Origin of the sequence: Mesorhizobium sp. M1A.F.Ca.IN.020.06.1.1 (assembly GCF_004023265.1) — a bacterium.
GTDB lineage: Bacteria > Pseudomonadota > Alphaproteobacteria > Rhizobiales > Rhizobiaceae > Mesorhizobium.
In genome coordinates this window covers 1-2341 of the sequence record NZ_RZSR01000935.1, presented here as the reverse complement: position 1 = coordinate 2341, position 2341 = coordinate 1, and the positions used below count along the sequence as shown (strand labels likewise).

At 67.0% G+C, this 2341-nt stretch carries 3 protein-coding genes; 2 read left to right on the top strand and 1 reads right to left on the bottom strand.

Going from position 1 to position 2341, the window contains the following annotated elements:
• Positions 1-173: 173 nt before the first annotated feature.
• Together EOA60_RS29250 and EOA60_RS29245 are read left to right on the top strand one after the other, a co-directional pair.
• Complete coding sequence (locus EOA60_RS29250; protein WP_095823631.1) at positions 174-797, top strand: hypothetical protein; 624 nt, start codon at positions 174-176, stop codon at positions 795-797.
• 7 nt (positions 798-804) lie between these two features.
• Positions 805-1653 (top strand): 23S rRNA (adenine(2030)-N(6))-methyltransferase RlmJ, encoded by an 849-nt coding sequence (locus tag EOA60_RS29245; RefSeq protein ID WP_095823630.1) that lies wholly within the window; start codon positions 805-807, stop codon positions 1651-1653.
• A gap of 24 nt (positions 1654-1677) precedes the next feature.
• On the opposite strand, the gene EOA60_RS29240 is transcribed toward EOA60_RS29245, so the two are convergent.
• Positions 1678-2341, bottom strand: a 664-nt coding sequence (locus tag EOA60_RS29240; protein ID WP_164899631.1) for a helix-turn-helix domain-containing protein, incomplete at its 5' end; no start/stop codon positions are given.

Below are 2341 nucleotides of genomic sequence, written 5' to 3'. Positions count from 1 at the left end.
ATCCCAGTGTCGTGGCGGCCGCAGCTTATTTTGGCACAAGCGGTTTCGACAAGACTTTCGAGCTTGGCCTGGAGATGTTTCTGGACGAGATGGAGCGGATACGCGACGCTGCCCGGGACGAGGCCGCCAAAAGTGGCGATCGCGCCCGCAAGAAACTCTAACCAGGGCTTTCAATGCGCTTCCTCTCGGTTCTTGTCCTCATCGCCGGGGCTGCCATCGGGGTCTTTTATCCCTGGGCGGTGAGCAATTTCTCCGGCCATGCGATCGGCACCTGGCGCGTCTACGAGGGCGGCCGCTTCCGGCCGGCGACCGTACGGCTCGCTGCGCGCGACGCGCCTGTTCGCGTGCTGGTCGACCTCACCGCGCGTGCCGAGCGCGTCGCCTCGCAGCAGCACACGGTGCTGACGCTGACCGCGGCAAGCGGCGGCCGCACGGCGCTCGCCTCGACGCTCTCCTTCAACCACACCGACAATCCACGGCAGGTGAGCCCGCAGCTGCCCGACAAGATCTTTCGCGACGAGGCCGGTGTGATAGAGACGGTCACGCCGGGCGCTTACGTCTTCACTGTCGGTCCGGGCGATGCGGACGGGATCGACATGCGCGCCGTCGACCTGATCTTGCGTGCGGGCACCGGCTCGGTCGACGAACGCGCGCAGCCGGCTGGTTACACGCTGATGGGAGTCGGCTTGGCTGGACTGGTGCTTTCGCTGGTCTTTGGGCGCGGCAACAAGCCGCCGCAGAATCCCAACTCGCAGCCCCCGCCGCCGCGCTGGGGCCGCGGCGGTTCGCAAAGGTGAAGGCGGCATGAATTATCGCCACGCCTACCACGCCGGCAATTTCGCCGATGTCGTCAAGCACGCGGTGCTCAGCCGGCTGGTCGAGTATCTGAAGCAGAAGGACAAGGCCTTTCGCGTTATCGACACTCACGCCGGCATCGGCCGCTACGATCTCGCGTCGGTGGAGGCCGGCAAGACGGGTGAATGGCAGGGCGGCATCGGCCGGGTGTCCGAGGCCGCGCTCGAGCCTCGGACGGCCGCGCTGCTTCAGCCCTATCTGGAAGCGGTGCGCTTGGAAAATCCCGACTGCGGTCTCCGCCGCTATCCCGGCTCACCGCTGATCGTGCGCCATCTCCTGCGCAAGCAGGATCGGCTTACGGCGATCGAGTTGCATTCCGAGGACGCTGCGCGGCTCAAAGCCGTCTTCGCCGGCGACTTCCAGACCAGGGTGATCGAGCTCGATGGCTGGATGGCGCTCGGCTCGCATCTGCCGCCGAAGGAAAAGCGCGGGCTCGTGCTTGTCGATCCGCCCTTCGAGGAGGAGGGCGAGTTCCAGCGTCTCGTCGAGAACCTGCGCCGAGCGCACCGGCGCTGGCCGGGCGGCATCTACGCGCTCTGGTATCCGATCAAGGATCGCAAGGCGGTCGCCGCCTTCCGCGCCGCGCTGAAGGAGACAGGCATTCCAAAACTGCTCGACATCGGCTTCGAGATCCGGCCTGCCTCGAGCGAACCGAGCCTCGACGGCAGCGGCCTTGTGGTGGTGAACCCGCCCTTCACGCTGGAGGCCGAATTGCGGGTGATGCTGCCGGCCTTGCATGGAGCGCTTGCCGTCGAACAGCCGTCGCGCTGGACGATCGAATGGCTGGCCGGTGAGTGAGACCGGGACCAGCCGAAGATTGAGCTACGCCAGCGCCGAGGGTGTCACGCCGGTCAGCCGCCGGGTTTCGCGGATCAGATGCGCCTGGTCGGCATAGCCGGCCTCGATGGCGAGCAGCGCGGTCGAGCCATCGCTATGCCGTCGCTGCAGGCGCCGGAAGCGGTGGAAGCGCAGGATGCGGTCGAGCGTCTTCGGACCATAGCCGAAAGCGTCCTCGAAACGCCGGCGCAGCGTCCGCTCGCTCATGTTGAGGCGGTTGAGCAGACAGGGAACCAGCGGCGTCTCCGGCGACAGGCCTTCATCAATGAGGTCGAAGGCCCTGCCCATCAGCGCATCGAGCGCATCGCGCCCCTCTGTATGCGCGCCGACTTCATTTTCCAACTGCCGCACCATGCCGGCGAGGTCGGGCGCGGCCTTGACGCGATCCGACAGTTCGCGGGCACGCGTACCCCATAAGTCCTGGAGGCTCAGCCGCCCGCCGACGATTTCGCCGGCCGGCACGCCGAGCCACCCGGCGGCCGCGCCCGGCCGGAAGCGGAAGCCGATGATCACCGACCCGGGGGAAAGGCGCTCGATCTGCGGCTCCTTGTCCGGTCCGGCCACGCGGAAGCGACCTTCGATCCATTGCAGATCGATCGTCGCGTCCGGCGTGACGACGATTGGGGGGACGTCCTGCTTCGCCATGCGA